This window comes from Dehalococcoidia bacterium (assembly GCA_021295915.1).
Classification (GTDB): Bacteria; Chloroflexota; Dehalococcoidia; order Lucifugimonadales; family UBA1123; genus VXRN01.
This window is the reverse complement of the sequence record JAGWBK010000055.1, coordinates 1-12,801: the sequence shown is the minus strand read 5'-3', so window position 1 is coordinate 12,801 and position 12,801 is coordinate 1. Positions and strand designations below refer to the sequence as shown.

The 12,801-nt window shown below is 59.2% G+C and carries 17 protein-coding genes; 8 read left to right on the top strand and 9 right to left on the bottom strand.

All coding sequences use genetic code 11. The annotated features are described in order from the left end of the window. The coding region (locus J4G14_13505; GenBank protein MCE2458806.1) for an SAM-dependent methyltransferase at nucleotides 1-215 on the top strand (215 nt) is incomplete at its 5' end. Nucleotides 216-229: 14 nt separating this feature from the next. Here the strand turns inward: J4G14_13505 and J4G14_13500 are convergent. The 3 genes from J4G14_13500 to J4G14_13490 all read right to left on the bottom strand — a co-directional run bounded on the left by J4G14_13500 (nucleotide 230) and on the right by J4G14_13490 (nucleotide 2,669). Beyond that, a complete protein-coding gene (locus tag J4G14_13500) occupies nucleotides 230-1,165 on the bottom strand; it encodes a hypothetical protein (GenBank protein MCE2458805.1) in 936 nt (311 codons plus the stop codon). Nucleotides 1,166-1,246: 81 nt separating this feature from the next. Continuing rightward, complete coding sequence (locus J4G14_13495; GenBank protein MCE2458804.1) at nucleotides 1,247-2,287, bottom strand: hypothetical protein; 1,041 nt, start codon at nucleotides 2,285-2,287, stop codon at nucleotides 1,247-1,249. Nucleotide 2,288: 1 nt separating this feature from the next. Next, on the bottom strand, nucleotides 2,289-2,669 hold the full coding sequence (locus J4G14_13490; GenBank protein ID MCE2458803.1) for a helix-turn-helix transcriptional regulator: 381 nt from the start codon (nucleotides 2,667-2,669) through the stop codon (nucleotides 2,289-2,291). Nucleotides 2,670-3,107: 438 nt separating this feature from the next. Here J4G14_13490 and J4G14_13485 point away from each other — a divergent pair, with 438 nt between their 5' ends. From J4G14_13485 to J4G14_13475, 3 genes are all read left to right on the top strand, one after another. Then, a complete protein-coding gene (locus tag J4G14_13485; GenBank protein ID MCE2458802.1) occupies nucleotides 3,108-3,638 on the top strand; it encodes a hypothetical protein in 531 nt (176 codons plus the stop codon). 119 nt (nucleotides 3,639-3,757) lie between these two features. Next, complete coding sequence (locus J4G14_13480) at nucleotides 3,758-4,417, top strand: hypothetical protein (GenBank protein MCE2458801.1); 660 nt, start codon at nucleotides 3,758-3,760, stop codon at nucleotides 4,415-4,417. Nucleotides 4,418-4,793: 376 nt separating this feature from the next. After that, on the top strand, nucleotides 4,794-5,948 hold the full coding sequence (locus J4G14_13475; protein MCE2458800.1) for a DUF418 domain-containing protein: 1,155 nt from the start codon (nucleotides 4,794-4,796) through the stop codon (nucleotides 5,946-5,948). Here J4G14_13475 and J4G14_13470 read toward each other — a convergent pair. The 3 genes from J4G14_13470 to J4G14_13460 form a co-directional block, all read right to left on the bottom strand. Next, complete coding sequence (locus tag J4G14_13470; GenBank protein MCE2458799.1) at nucleotides 5,945-7,102, bottom strand: CoA transferase; 1,158 nt, start codon at nucleotides 7,100-7,102, stop codon at nucleotides 5,945-5,947. The genes J4G14_13475 and J4G14_13470 overlap by 4 nt on opposite strands. Further along, nucleotides 7,099-7,944 carry an enoyl-CoA hydratase gene (locus J4G14_13465; GenBank protein MCE2458798.1) on the bottom strand — a complete coding sequence of 282 codons (846 nt, stop codon included), beginning with the start codon at nucleotides 7,942-7,944 and terminating at the stop codon, nucleotides 7,099-7,101. Before J4G14_13465 ends, J4G14_13470 begins: the two co-directional genes overlap by 4 nt. 121 nt (nucleotides 7,945-8,065) lie before the next feature. After that, nucleotides 8,066-9,268 carry an LLM class flavin-dependent oxidoreductase gene (locus J4G14_13460; protein MCE2458797.1) on the bottom strand — a complete coding sequence of 401 codons (1,203 nt, stop codon included), beginning with the start codon at nucleotides 9,266-9,268 and terminating at the stop codon, nucleotides 8,066-8,068. Between the two features lie 115 nt (nucleotides 9,269-9,383). Here J4G14_13460 and J4G14_13455 point away from each other — a divergent pair, with 115 nt between their 5' ends. Together J4G14_13455 and J4G14_13450 are read left to right on the top strand one after the other, a co-directional pair. After that, nucleotides 9,384-9,575, top strand: coding sequence for a type II toxin-antitoxin system HicA family toxin (locus J4G14_13455; GenBank protein ID MCE2458796.1), 192 nt, complete (start codon nucleotides 9,384-9,386; stop codon nucleotides 9,573-9,575). Continuing rightward, on the top strand, nucleotides 9,572-9,835 hold the full coding sequence (locus J4G14_13450) for a type II toxin-antitoxin system HicB family antitoxin (protein ID MCE2458795.1): 264 nt from the start codon (nucleotides 9,572-9,574) through the stop codon (nucleotides 9,833-9,835). Before J4G14_13455 ends, J4G14_13450 begins: the two co-directional genes overlap by 4 nt. A gap of 37 nt (nucleotides 9,836-9,872) precedes the next feature. Here J4G14_13450 and J4G14_13445 read toward each other — a convergent pair whose 3' ends face one another. Next, the gene (locus J4G14_13445) at nucleotides 9,873-10,307 is read right to left on the bottom strand and encodes a nitroreductase family deazaflavin-dependent oxidoreductase (GenBank protein MCE2458794.1); all 435 of its coding nucleotides are present in this window, start codon (nucleotides 10,305-10,307) and stop codon (nucleotides 9,873-9,875) included. A gap of 152 nt (nucleotides 10,308-10,459) precedes the next feature. Between J4G14_13445 and J4G14_13440 the strand changes: the two genes are divergently transcribed. After that, nucleotides 10,460-11,116 (top strand): Uma2 family endonuclease, encoded by a 657-nt coding sequence (locus J4G14_13440; GenBank protein MCE2458793.1) that lies wholly within the window; start codon nucleotides 10,460-10,462, stop codon nucleotides 11,114-11,116. Between the two features lie 172 nt (nucleotides 11,117-11,288). Here the strand turns inward: J4G14_13440 and J4G14_13435 are convergent, their stop codons facing one another. Then, nucleotides 11,289-12,077: a hypothetical protein gene (locus J4G14_13435; protein MCE2458792.1), complete on the bottom strand. Its 789-nt coding sequence runs from the start codon at nucleotides 12,075-12,077 to the stop codon at nucleotides 11,289-11,291. A gap of 171 nt (nucleotides 12,078-12,248) precedes the next feature. Further along, a complete protein-coding gene (locus J4G14_13430) occupies nucleotides 12,249-12,467 on the bottom strand; it encodes a hypothetical protein (GenBank protein MCE2458791.1) in 219 nt (72 codons plus the stop codon). Here J4G14_13430 and J4G14_13425 point away from each other — a divergent pair. Further along, the coding region (locus tag J4G14_13425) for a hypothetical protein (GenBank protein MCE2458790.1) at nucleotides 12,466-12,801 on the top strand (336 nt) is incomplete at its 3' end. The two genes, J4G14_13430 and J4G14_13425, sit on opposite strands and share 2 nt — an antisense overlap.

Sequence of the window (12,801 nt, the reverse complement as noted above, 5' to 3'; positions counted from 1 at the left end):
GTCCTGAGGAGTTGGAAGAGGAGATCGCCGAGGCTGGCTTCAGTATCAGAGGCATGTTCTCAGTGCAGGGACCGGGAGAGTACGCCACGGACCTCGATGATCGGATGGCTGACCCTCGAAGGCGAGAGCAGTTGCTTGACCTGATTCGCATGGTCGAGCAGGAGCGAACGCTGATGGGCATGGCAAGTCACCTCGTCGTGGCCGCCGAGAAGTGAGGTATCCGCTCCATTCACCGATCGTCGACTTCGAGCACAACGTGGCTGAACAGGGCATACGCCCGGTCGGAAGGGTAGGCATCGCTGCCCTCGTAGACGATGTCACCCAGCCCGAACTTCCCCATGTCCTCCAGGGTGAATGTCCAACCACCCCCCGACCCTTTGATGACGTCCCAACGCTGGGGAAAGTGACCGTAGACGGATATATCGCCGTCCACGCCGATTCTCTCGTAGAAGGCACGTTCCACTTCGATGAGCGTCTCGCTTTCGGCGACGAAGCGGGCGATCACCCTGTTGAACCCTTCCTGGTCAATGAAATGAGTGGCATCATGGCGGAGAGCGCCAGAGATCGTGTCGACGATCTCCTCGCGGACGCTGATTCCCTTCTGTTTAGCAAAGAAGTAGTCTTGGCGGGCGGAACCGTGCCAGCCAACGACCCCACCTTCCTCGATGACCTTGTTTCTGCCCGCTGGGAAGATGTAGTTGGCGCACGACGACACACACAGACCGAGCACGCGCACGTCCCAGCCATTCTCGTAAACAACCTCGCCGATCTTTATTCCCCAGTACACTGAGCCTCCAGGCGACATGATCGCGAGTTCAGAAGTGTTGCCCTGTTCCGCAAGCCGCATGAGCGTGTCGTAGCCCATTGCACTCATCCCGCCCAGGTAGATGATGGAGGAGCCCTCGACCCTTATCGAAGGCTCTGGGCCGGGAGAGCGACGCCCGGATGCTTCTAGTTGGCTCTCGCTGACGGTCGGGATAACTAGCTCGTCAACATCCGGCATGACGAAGACACCCGCCCTGGACGTCTCAGACTTCGGCGAGGCCGCCGTCTGGACATCGACAACCGGCATCGCCTCGGGCGTGCTGGGACGATCGCGATCGTTGCAGGCTCCCGTCGAGACCAACGCGACGGCCATCGCGACCAACAGCAGAACTCCTGGCAACTGCCTTCTCCCATTGACCCGTTGGTCTTTTTCACTGTAGTCGCTACACAAAAGTAACTCGCGACACTGTGACAGGATTGCCTACGTTGACTGCAACTTCAGACCCGGTTGTGGCTTCCCCGGTCCCCTCACCCTTACTGCGTAAGTCGCCACTACAGCGAGGGTCGGCACCATGAGCATTGGAATAATAGTCCACACAGAGTGCGCGGGAATATAGACCCAGACTTTAGTGGCGAACACATGGAGAGTCGCCGTAGGCAGCCCTATCGTCACCAGGAGTGGCAGTATGGTCCTTGTAGATGAGGTGACAGCTTGCTCCTTTATCAATGTCCACACTGCGAGTCCTCTCAGCAAGGTACCTCCGATCAATAACGTGACGTAAATGTGCGGTGGCCACGGGAACGCGATAGCTGCATCCGGGCGGAGGAGATATGGTGGAATGAAGCTGCCGGGGCTGTCCAGAACCGTTGCCAGCCCAATGAACAGCAGCGAGTGCCGAAATGAGACTCCTGACAGTTTCCTGGCGAACCAGACTATTGCGACCAGCCGGACAGCCGCGCTTGTCGTTATCAACCACGCGGATGTCTCCATCGAGTGGAGATACCCCAATGCGGGTAGGACAGTAAAGAGTCCACTTATGCCCCCAATAATGACGTATAGCCACAGGTACGAGAGCAGATCATGACGCAGGCGACGAACAAACGGGTACGAGACGACCAGAAGAATGAAAGGGGCGAAGTATGACACGTTTGAGTTTGCCCAGAGAACCACAGGAGCTCTGCAACAATCCCCGCCGAAGTCAAGAATAACCAATGGCGCGGCAATGAAGTCGCGCAGGATTTTGAAGCCGAAGAACAGCATGGTTGCCCAGACGACTATCTGACCGGTCGAGCCACTGCCGGTCCACACTCTCGCAGTCACGCTTCCTCCGCTGCTGTGTTCTTTCATAGCAGAGGTTACGAGATCGACGATCATCGCCGGCCATACCTTGAGGACTCCCAGCCCACCGCCATCGCGACGCATTCGGTCTCGAAACAGCTGGACCATCAGCTCTCCGTACTCGCGCCGATGCTCCCGTGGGTAGGCGACAAGCAGCGCACGGTAGAGTTTCTCGGACAGCACGTCAGGCGCCCTGCTTCCCTGTGGATGTCGGTCGCCTGCTCCTGGCGGTTAGTACTAGGTGTTCCAGTCTTCCGACTTCCGCGTCGAGCACGCGCCCACCCAGGTTGGTCATCCTGTAGTAACGTCGACGCTGGTCGTCCAGTTCGGGATCTGGTCGTTCGTCGCTCTCCTCTATGAGTCCTGAGACCAGCATCTGCTTGACGGCGCCGTACAGCGTTCCCGGTCCCATGGTGACCGTACCATTGGTGAATAGCTCCACCTCCTGCATGATCGCGTAGCCGTGTTTATCCCCGGTGGCCAGCGCCATCAGGATATGAAACTGTGCGGTTGGGAGGGGAAGCAGGTCTGTAGGGGATCGGTCCGTCAATGTCTGAACCTTCATTTACGAAGCAGGTGCCAGCTATATTGGCCATCGCTATATCGGCTAACGATAGATTAGAGCCGCTGGCACAACTTGTCAATCGCTCGCAGCGAGAGCCTGGCAGATCTCTCTGCCAAAGGACCAGGTTGAGAGTGTATCCTCCCTCATCCAAGAGTACTTCACAGCCGCATTCTTGATTGCGGGAGACTTGAGGGGTGAAGGTGACTAAGGTTCGGGACCTGCCAATATCGCGGAGTAAGTCGAGGAGTGACAAGACTTTAGAAAGTGTCTGAGGAGAATTGGCCTTTATTTGGACCTGTGGTCTGCTACTGTCAAGACAGGTCCTGTTCAGGGACACTACGTCAGAGAGGAGGTCTGAGTTGACCGAGTCAGAAATCCCAGTACATGGGACGCCTTAGACTCATGGCCTTGATGTAGCGTCCCAGGAAAGGCCATAACATGCTTACCAGAATGCGAACGGTTGGTGCCTCCATTGCTGCTCTCGTGCTGCTGGCCGCCATTGGCACAACGTTAGTGCTGGCCCAGAGCGGGAGTGATGCACCCTCCGACACAGGCCCTGTCGATTTGGACACGATCAGGGAGGACGCAGTTCGTAACCTGTTCGACAGTGACGGCAGAATGGTGAACCCCGAGCACCAGCTGGCTGTAATCGCAAAGGAACACGAGGGTGGTTTCGGGGGTTACTACTTCGACAAAACCGACAAGAGTACCGTCTACGTTTACATGAAGGACGTCACAAAGACGACCGCTGCTGAGGCCGCGTTCCGGGCAGCATACAGCAGTGATCGCCAGGTCTCCCGAGTGATCGCCGTCCAGGGCCCTGATCGAAAGCGGCATATTGCCTGCCAGGGCATCGATACGAGAGGTCGAAAACCGCATCCGGATCGGTCTCTTCGATGCGGACCAGATCGACGACGTGCGCCGGATAATGGAGACGCTGGGGATTCCAGACGGAGCCGTGGCCATTAGCGAGAACTACTCAAGGTTGCTCGCGGGCAAAGTGGCGTCCTCTCGTGGGTGGGATTCAACATGAGACCGGTTGGTACACGAACACCTGTACAATCGGCTTTGTCACTGAACGAGACGACGTGGAAGGCCTGGTTGTCGCCTCGCACTGCACGAACGAGGACAAGGACGTAGGTGGCGTCGATGATGCGGACATCCACCAGCCGAACGACCCATTGGTCGGTGAAAACATAGTCGCTGAGGCGACCATTGACCCGGTGCTGTACAACATCGACCACGATCAATGCCCAGACGGGTGGGTCTGCCGGTACTCAGACGCAGCATTCGCCGAACTTGATAGTGACATGAGTCTGGACTTGGGTGAAGTTGCCAAGCCTGAAGAAGTTGGCGAAACCGATGTCGGTCCGGCCGGGACCACGTTCACAATCACCTCGGACTCCGCGAGCGTCAGTGTAGGTGACGAAATCTACTACGTGGGCAGATCGGAAGGCTGGCAGACAGCAGAGGTCATCGAAACCTGTGGGTATGCAATCTTCTTGCCCAACATAAGGATCATTTGCGTCGTAACTGCAGAAGTTACCGGCGACAGTGACAATCCATCCACTGGAGACAGCGGCGCACCGGTGCTAAAGCCTAGCTCTGGGAACAATGTGAAACTCATGGGAACGCTGTTCGGAGGTTCGGTCGCCCATCCAGACGAGTTCGACTTCTCGTCGCTCGGCAACATTTACTTGGAACTCGGTCGGTCTTCAACTTGGGACTCGTGCGCTTCCGGGTGCTAGCAGCGTAGAATCTGTTGCGCAGGGATAGTCCTCGAACGATAAAGGAGGCCAACAGCGTGAACCGACGGAAGCCCCCGTTGCTCTGGCGACGGGGGATTCCTTGTGGTGCGCTCCTGATTTCCGTAGGGGTGTTCTTCTTCGTGATGAACTTAGGTTCCGCCATGGAGTCTCTGAGCGGCAACGCAAAGGAGTAACTCCTTTGCGCCGGGAAGCCGAACATGGTTCCCAAGTTCACGTAATGCCGTTTCAGTCTGAGCAGGCCGCACTCGGCCCATCTTCTTTGCTGCTTCAATCAGTTCGATGGCCATGACTCCGCGACGTTGTCTGCCGGAAGAGTAGTTGAGCGAATACAATCCCGTCCGAGGAGTGCGACCCAGTGTCAGCACAGACCCAGCCCACCGATTCCGGCACCGTCCGGGAATCAGCCCGCATAACCAGCCTCGACCTGATACGCGGGGTTGCGGTGCTCGGCATTCTGCTGATGAACGCCGTTTCCTTCAAGTTCGGCCCTGCGCCCTACTTCAACCTGAGCGCGGGCGGCTCTGAGACCTGGCTCGACTGGGCGGTTGGCATCTTCGGCGAGGTATTCGTCGACCAGAAGTTCATGGGGCTGTTTTCGCTGCTTTTCGGAGCGGGGATGATTCTCTTCATCGACCGCGCCGCCAGCAGGGGAAGGCGCGCGGTTGTGCTGAACCTGTGGCGGAACGTGCTGCTGCTGGGAATCGGCATCCTTCACAGCCTGTTGTGGTATGGCGATGTGCTGATGTCCTACGCGATAGCATCGTTCTTCCTCGTAGCGATGCGAAAGCTGCCGAATCGGGCGCTGATCTCCGTAGGAGCTGTCGCGTTTGCGCTGTCTGTTGGCTGCTCACTGTTCGCCCAGAACATGGCCGACACGACGACCGTATCGCTGTCAGGGCTCTGGACAACAGGGGATATCTCGACCGAGGATCCGATCGCGGTCCTCTTCCTGCTGGGCTACTTCTTGCGCGCGCTTGGGCTGATCCTCATCGGGGCCGGCCTGTATCGCACCGGCTTCATGAACGGAGGGATGTCGGAGAGAACGTACCGACTGACCGCAACTGTCGGGCTGGCCATCGGCCTTCCGCTCGCCGCCGCCGGAGTAGTTATCACAGCCATGAACGACTACTCACGCGAGATCGCCTTCATCGGCCAGATACCCAACACACTCGGCACGATTCCTGCTTCTCTGGGATACATGAGCATCATCATCCTCTGGAACAACCGCGCGGATAGCTGGCTCAAGGGGCGCCTGCGCTCGGTCGGGAGGATGGCGCTGACCAACTACCTGACGCAGACGGTGCTGGGAGTGCTGGTGCTTACGACCCTGCTGGGCGACGTCGACTTCGTAAACCGAGCCGCCGTGCTGCTGTTTGTGTTCGCGGTGTGGGCGCTGCAGATATGGTGGTCGCAGGCGTGGCTGAGTCGCTTCCTGTTCGGACCCGCCGAGTGGCTCTGGCGAGTCGCCACCTACCGCACGGGACAGCCGCTGCGGCGCGTTAGCAGCTAATCGCCCTGTAGCTCCGCGTCGTGCTCGCCCAGATCCGGGGCCTCCGACCTCAGCGTCCATGGTGTCGCGCTCATCTTGAATGGCGCGCCGGGCATCGTGCCTTTTTCATGTCCAGCTTTAAGCTGGTTGGAGCGTACGAAGAAGTCGCGCTCTTCCAGGTGGGGATCGATCAGCAGCCGGTCTACGGTGAGGGTCATGCCGATCAGCAGCCTCAGCGGGGCCAGGCCGTGGAACAGGTCCTCCATCGTGTGACGTGCGAGGTGCGGCCGCAGCATCTCCTCGATCTCGGCTGCGTGCCGCCTACGGTCCGCGGTCGTGGCGTACCTCGGGTTGTAGGCTATGTCGGGGTCGTCGAAGAAGAGCCACATGTACTCCCACGTCGCGTCGTGGCGGACGTTCAGGGACACGTAGCCGTCCTTACACGGCAGCAGAGGCGTCGATCCTCTCTTTTCCGGGGCGCCCCGGTGCATAGCTCCCAGCACCTGGGGGCTGAACGCCGAGACGGCAGCCTCCTGCATCGACAGATCGACGTGCTGGCCCTCGCCGGTCAGGTCCCTGTGCGCGAGCGCGGTCATCGCACCGAGAAAGGCGCATGCCCCGGCCTGGAAGCACGACTCGTCGCCCGGCTCCTTCAGCGGCTCGCGGTCAGGCGAGCCGTTGACGTAGGACTGCCCAGAGGCGCCATACATCACGAGATCGGTAGCCTGGTAGTCGCGCCACGGGCCGGTCTGTCCGAACGGCGTGACGGACACGACGACGATGCCGGGATTTAATACCACGAGGTCAGCGTATGTCAGCGTAGGGGCAGAGCCTGCCCCGTACGTGATACGGGGTTTCAAACCTGCCCCTACCACCACGTCTGCCGTCGCACAAAGATCTTGTAATCTATCCCGACCTTCTGACGAATTCAGGTCGACCGTCACACCGCGCTTGTTGGTGTTCAGGTACCTGAACATCCCACCGGTGTCTATGTCGGGGTTGTCGTGCGGGAAGGGGCCGAGCTTACGGGAGGGATCGCCTCCAGGTGGCTCGACCTTGATGACGTCCGCGCCGAAGTCGGCGAACATCTTGGCGCAGAACGCGCCTGCCATGCCCTCGAATTCACCGACAGACAGATCAACGACCCGCAGGTCGGAGAGTGCCGACACGGTCACCGCCGGTCACCGAAGTCGCCGAACCTCTTGTCGCGCTCCCTCGCACGATTGATGCCGACCGCGCGCTCCTCGCCAAGGGCATCATCGCGCTCGCGACGGTACGCGACCGACAGCGCGTGCGTCTGGAACGCGCTCTTGACTCCGGACCTGAAGCCCATCTCATCCTGCATCTGGTTGACTGAGTACTTGGAGATTCTCACCGCGAACGGGTCCTGGAGCGCGATACGCTGCGCGAGCGCCATCGTCTCCTCCTCCAGCTTGTCGGCGGGCACCACGCGGTTGACCAGCCCAAGACGCTCCGCCTCTTGCGCGTCGATCCAGTCGCCGGTGAACAGGTACTCCTTGGCCTTCCTGAAGCCGATCTCCCACGGCAGGCTGGCGAACTGCACGTGCGGACCTCCCCAGCGGACGGTGCGGTCGGAGAACCGGGCGTCGTCTGCAGCGACGATCAGGTCGCACGCAGTCGCTAGGATCAGCCCGCCCATGATGCAGTAGCCCTGCACCTGCGCAATGGTCGGTTTGGGGAAGTCGCGCCACCTGAGCGTATTCGCCATATTCAGGTTCCAGCTCCGGGTGTACGCACCGGAAATACCGGGCGCGTATGGGCGCTCCTCCCTGTCGGCCATCTCCTGCGGACTTCCGAGGTCGTGTCCCGACGAGAAGTGTTCGCCAGCTCCGGCCACGATGACGACGCGGACCGAGTCGTCGTCAGCCACGCTCATCAGCGCGTCGTCGAACTCCTCCAGCATCATGCGGCTCTGCGCGTTGCGGACCTCAGGCCGGTTCACTGTGATGGTCAGCACCGAGTCGGTGCGATCGAGCAGCAGGTTTTCGTAGGTCATTTTTCTGTCCCCGTGCAAAAAAGGGCAAGGAAGTTGGCGACCGGCGTTTCACCCTCACCCCAGCCCTCTCCCTGAGGGAGAGGGGGTCTGTTGGCCGTCATCTGTGCTTGTCGAAGGACGCCTAATCAGCGGTAACCTTCTCGCCTTCCAGCCCCTCGGTCTCCACCACCTGGGCAGCGCGCTCGTGCTGGTTGATGTTGTTCATCCTCGCGTCATTGGCGCGCAGCCACGTCTCGCGGCTCTCGTTGACCCACTTGTACGAGTCGAGGTAGTCGTCAAGCAGCCCGTTGACCTGCGGGACGACATAGCGAGCGACGAGGTCCCAGCTACGGCGCGTGTTCTCGCGGTTCGCCCAGTCGTGAACGAAGCCGATGACGCACCCGAAGCCCCCGGTAAGCTCCATCATGTCGTGGATCTTTGCAACGAGGTCGTCGGGGGTGCCGATGACCGCGGTGCTCTCGTCGGAGTAGGCGACGTCGTCGACGGCCTCGTCCGGCGTCTTGTAGATCGTCCCCTGGCCTGCGGCGAGGGTGCCGACGGTGTACTCGTTGTTGTGTAGCATCAGGCCATCGCGCGCCTGCTTGCGAGCCTCCTCGCGGGTCTCAGCGATGTGCCAGTTCATCACGATGCGCCAGTTCTTGCGGTCGACCTTATTGCCGTGCTGGGCCGCCGACTCCTCTGCGAAGCTCCACTGGGTCGGGAGCGAGCGCATTCCGGCCTTCGTCATAGAGCCGATCGAGAGAACTCCGGCCTCGTGCTTGCCGGCGAGCGTCATGCCTGACGGCGTGAGGATCGAGGCGACCGCAAACTCCATCTTCTCCTGCAACGGCTTTAGCTGGAGCCTGGCGTCGCGCAGTGTGAACCACTCGGACTCGTAGGTGAAGCGATCGTCGGTCTCGAACAGGCGCCGGATTACACCCATCGCCTCGTCCTGCCTGTCCCGCAGCACCATAGGGTCCATGCCCAGCGTGTGAGCGTCGGACGGCAGCGCGCCGGGGCCCGATCCGAAGATCACGCGACCCCTGGACTGGTGGTCGAGCTGCACCATTCGCTGAGCGACCATGAACGGGTGGTGATACGGCAATGAGACAACGCCGGTGCCGAGCATGATCCTGTGAGTGCGCTCCGCAGCGGCCGCAAGGAAGATCTCGGGAGATGCGATGATCTCCCAGCCTGTCGAGTGATGCTCGCCGCACCAGAACTCGTCGTACCCGAGATAGTCCATAAGCTGGACGAGCTCGAGGTTGCTCTGAAACTGAAGTGTGGGATTTTCTCCTATGGGATGATGCGGCGCAAGAAACGCACCGAAGCGCAGGGCTGGCATGATCTTCCTCTCAACTCAACGTAGCTGGTAGCCGGTTTGGCCGAAGGTTATTGTAGCGGAGGGTAGGGTGGCAAGTGGGGCGAGACAAGTCGTGGCGTGCTAGAATTCCCTTGTAATGGAGACTCAGACGCGCAGAATAAGGCGACGTCTAGTCCGTGAAGGTTGGTATCTGGAACGACACGGCAGAGGCCACGACATTTACCGACATCCGGACATACCGCACACAATCATTCTGCCTCGCCACCGAACTGTATCGTCAGGAGTAGCCCGTAGAATCGCTAAGGACGCTGGTTGGGAGGAATCGTGAAGTATCCAGTACTAATTGATGGAGAGGACGGAGCCTACGGCGTGGTCTTCCCTGACCTCCCCGGATGCGTGGCAATGGGCACCACAATCGATGAGGCGCTGGCAAACGCAGAGGAGGCTGTGCGGGACTGGGTCGAAAGCATGGAGTCACACGAACAGCCCATCCCCTCACCAAGCAACCCGGGGACAGTCGAAGTAGAGCCCGGAAGCACGCTGAAGTCTGTCTCGCTGACTCGCACTGTTCCTAGCGCAAGCAGATAGTAGCAACGCTAGGAACAGATACTAGACCACATCCTCTTTAAGCCGGCTCCGCCACGAATACGGGAATCGTCCGGCTCGTGCGCTCCTGGTACTCAGCGTATGGCGGGAAGGCCTTGACGGCGATGTCCCACAGGCGGGCGCGCTCACCATCGTCCTCGACTTCCCGGACAGTCATCGAGTACACGTCGGTCTCGTCGCGGATCTCGACGCTGGCGTCTGACCGGAGGTTGTACACCCACACAGGATGCGTCGGCGCTCCGCCCCTCGATGCCACCAGCACGTAGTTGTCTCCGTCCTTGACCCGCATCAGCGGTGTTTTGCGGATGGCGCCGGTCTTGTTTCCCCGGTTCGTCACGATGATGACGGGCAGACCGGTCTCCCGGAGCGTCGTGCCCTCGGTGCCTCCGCTGCCCTCGTATTGCTCGACCTGATCGCGTACCCACTCGGTGGGTGAGGGTATGTATTCAGCCATGATTGTGTGTGCCTCCTGGGTTGGTGGTTGTCGGGGTCATGATAGCTGGAATTAGAATTGCTCTCTACTGTCCTTGTGGTTAACCGATATCCACTCAAGTCCTGGCGCAATTGAACGCTGTTATAATCGCATACGAGACCGGGAGGGCGAACATGGTCACGACACCAAGGCTAACCTACCAGGACTATGCCAACCTCGAGGGTGACGAACGTTATGAGCTCCTCGACGGAGAGTTGATTTTGGTCGCAGCACCCAACGAGGACCATCAGACCGTCAGCTTGCGGATGATAGTACGGATGAACAGTTTCGTGGAGGAACGCCATTTGGGCCGCATCTTTCATGCCCCATACGACGTTCTGTTCGAAGACACCAATGTCGTACAGCCTGATCTGTTGTTCGTCTCCACGGAGCGGGACCATATAAGGACACCGGCCAACATCCAGGGAGCGCCGGACCTGATCGTCGAGATACTGTCGCCTTCGTCATCACGGCGTGACTGGCGCGATAAGCGTGAGTTGTATGCAAGGCATGGCGTGCTGGAGTACTGGATAATTGATCCGACGAACAGGTTAGTGTCGAGGAGATCGAACAGACCTGCGCCGAGGGCGACGTGGCAACGTCCACGGTCCTGGATGGCTTTGACGTTAGGCTGGACGAAATCTTTTCGTAGGTCTGACTGTCTGAGTCTGCCGAAGTCGACCCACTCCGCATCGATTTACCGGAGGCGGGCGCGTTCACCGTCGTCCTCGACCTCCCGGACGGTCATCGAGAGTACATGTCGGTCTTGTTCCCCCGGTTCGTCACGATGAAAACAGACAATCTTTTCTCCCGAAGCGTCGTTCTCTCCACCCCTCATCTGATCTCATTAAGCTCGACCTGATCGTGTACCCACTCAGTCGGTGAGGGAATGCACTCAGCCATGGTTGTGTGTGCCTCCTCGGCTAGTGGTTGTCGGGGTCATGATTGCTGACCGAAGTGGGTTCACGTGGGCAGCTGAGTCTCGTACACCCGAACTTGGTTTCTTCTCGCCAGTCTCTTGTCGTCATCTGATGTGACGACTCCGAAGACCGCGCCAGTGACTTCAGCCTCGGGGAATATATTCTCTAACGCGGTCCGCGTATCTACCACCCGCGTGATGTCATTGGCTTCTATGGTGTAAGACGCTTCGACAGCCAGATACGCTTCTGTCTGGGTATCATCATTCCTGCCCTGGATGACCAGGTCTGTTTCCAGGATTCGAGACTGATCGCTCCTCGAAATGGCTGGGCTATCGCTGCTCGCCGCCTCTTCCAAAAGCGCCTTGAAACCCACGTCCACCCTGTTGGGCAGTTGCATACTGACGAGTACGACCGGCTCGTCCACATTCAGACGGTTGCCGATCACCTGCATGACTCGCCCTTGCAGGACAGACTCGACACCCAGCCCATTGAGCTGTCCCAGGTCAGTGCCGAGACCTACCATATCGCCACGAACTCCCTCGACCTCACCACGAAGTCCCTCGACGGATTCTACGAGGGCAGAAATAGCATCCCCCATTTTGGCGATCGCTGCATCCCTCCTGATTTCAGCCTCTTCACGCCGCGCTTCCGCCTCCTCACGCCGTACTCCCGCCGCCTCCTGGCGTCGGACCAGTTGAAGGATTTCGCTTACCTTCTCTTCAGTAACGCCAGAGTCTCCCTGAAACATTACTGACCTCAGCTCTGTCAGAGCCTCCGGGTTCTCTCTCAGTACCTCTAAGATGTCACTGACTGTGTTGATCTGTCTGTTCATCGTCCTTCACTTTATCATGACCTGTAAGATTCCAGCCTACCATTGATTGCACACCCCCTTGACCCCACCTCCACCCCTCCCCTATCATTTCTATAAGAACATATATTCTTATTGCAGGCAAGCCATCCCATGTCCATAGCCACCATTATCAAAGACAACACCGACGACGGACTAAACATCGTCCGGTTCCTCATCGACGTCATGGACGACAACATCGGTGACGCCACCCTGAGCCACCGGCTCGCCGCGGCCAGACTGCTCACCGTCTATGGACAGGCCGACGCTGACGACTTCATCGACGACAACACTCCCGAAAATCTGGCTCGAGATAGACGAGGGACTCAGAACCCTCATCAACGCCAGGACCGACAACGGGCGAGTCATCTGCATGTTTCTCATCGACGTGATGGAGGGCAAGTGCGAAGGCAGCCACGTCGGACACCGGGTATCAGCAGCCAGGGAGCTTCTCAGCCGCGCCTTCGGCAAGAGTCCCACCAGGTCACTGCCTCGTAAGTCACGACCGGCAACACCCCGCAGGGCCTCTCGGAAGAACCAGATGATCCCAGAAAAGGCCCGCTTCCAGGCCGCAGTCGACGAGACACTTGCCGCTCAGACAGCGGTCCTCGACAAGCCAGAGCCGCAACCTGAGCCTGAAACCTTAGATCCAACCAAAGTCTACAGAGAACCCAATTGGGATCCCCTCGACATCGACGAGAAACGGCTC

Coding starts and splice junctions, on each gene's coding strand:
- J4G14_13455 (MCE2458796.1), top strand. CDS start 9,384: ATGGAGACTCAGACGCGCAGAATAAGGCGACGTCTAGTCCGTGAAGGT.
- J4G14_13430 (MCE2458791.1), bottom strand. CDS start 12,467: ATGCAGATGACTCGCCCGTTGTCGGTCCTGGCGTTGATGAGGGTTCTG.
- J4G14_13445 (MCE2458794.1), bottom strand. CDS start 10,307: ATGGCTGAATACATACCCTCACCCACCGAGTGGGTACGCGATCAGGTC.
- J4G14_13485 (MCE2458802.1), top strand. CDS start 3,108: ATGCTTACCAGAATGCGAACGGTTGGTGCCTCCATTGCTGCTCTCGTG.
- J4G14_13460 (MCE2458797.1), bottom strand. CDS start 9,268: ATGCCAGCCCTGCGCTTCGGTGCGTTTCTTGCGCCGCATCATCCCATA.
- J4G14_13440 (MCE2458793.1), top strand. CDS start 10,460: ATGGTCACGACACCAAGGCTAACCTACCAGGACTATGCCAACCTCGAG.
- J4G14_13490 (MCE2458803.1), bottom strand. CDS start 2,669: ATGAAGGTTCAGACATTGACGGACCGATCCCCTACAGACCTGCTTCCC.
- J4G14_13465 (MCE2458798.1), bottom strand. CDS start 7,944: ATGACCTACGAAAACCTGCTGCTCGATCGCACCGACTCGGTGCTGACC.
- J4G14_13435 (MCE2458792.1), bottom strand. CDS start 12,077: ATGAACAGACAGATCAACACAGTCAGTGACATCTTAGAGGTACTGAGA.